The following is an 894-nucleotide window of genomic DNA, read 5'->3' on the forward strand; positions in this document are numbered from 1 at the left end:
AACTTTCTGTCTTTGATGTGATTTTGCCCGTCATTTACTCTAACATTTAATTCAAATAAATCTTTAGGGCTTATCCCATCTAAGCAACCTACATTAATTCCAAAAGTATTTGGATCACTTCTTCTTTGATTATGAGTATTTATACCACAAGTATTACAAAAAAAATGTTTAGCAACATTTGTATTAAATTGATAAAATTTTAATTGATTTTCACCTTTTAGAATTTTTAGATTATTTTTTGGAATAACAGCAGTTATAGCACCCTTTCTTTTACAGATTGAGCAATTGCATCTGTAAAGATTGTTCAATCCATCTACTAACTTAACATCTATTTCAATTTTATTACAATGACAAGTCAGTTTATAATTAATATTATTTTTAACGTTTAAATAATAATTTAATTTATTTTTGATATAATTTTTTACAAAAACGAAAACCAGTAGTCCAAAAATAGATACTGATACAATTATAATTAATATTGTTCTTAATTGCTCACTCATTATAAATTTTCAGATCTCCGCAAAATAAGCCCTGGATTTTTAAAATCTTTTTTACCATATAAAATTTCTTTACCATCGTGATCAGTTACAATCCCACCAGCATTTGCTAGAATTGCATGTCCTGCAGCAATATCCCATTCAGACGCTCTAGGCTCAGCAACATATAAATCATATTCTCCGGTTGCGATAACACAAAATTTAAGAGAGCTTTTCATTCTAACATGTTCAGTTACCCCAAATTTTTTATGTATTTTAGATATCTCAGGTTTTAAATTATTAGAATATGCAACAGCTTTTATTACATCTTTAGGATTTTTTTTTTCACAATGAATTTTCTTTTTGAGTAACCAAGTAAATAAGCACTTTCATCAACAGCAATGTTTATTTTTTCATA

At 27.0% G+C, this 894-nt stretch carries 2 protein-coding genes; both read right to left on the reverse strand.

What is annotated here, in order from left to right:
- On the reverse strand, nt 1-413 hold a 413-nt coding region (locus tag AMN73_RS00775; protein WP_425304118.1), incomplete at its 3' end, for a GFA family protein.
- Nucleotides 414-499: 86 nt separating this feature from the next.
- Nucleotides 500-832: an inositol monophosphatase family protein gene (locus AMN73_RS04385; RefSeq protein ID WP_082254562.1), complete on the reverse strand. Its 333-nt coding sequence runs from the start codon at nt 830-832 to the stop codon at nt 500-502.
- Nucleotides 833-894 lie beyond the last annotated feature (62 nt).

It is taken from the genome of Candidatus Pelagibacter communis (genome assembly GCF_001179965.1).
Lineage (GTDB): Bacteria > Pseudomonadota > Alphaproteobacteria > Pelagibacterales > Pelagibacteraceae > Pelagibacter.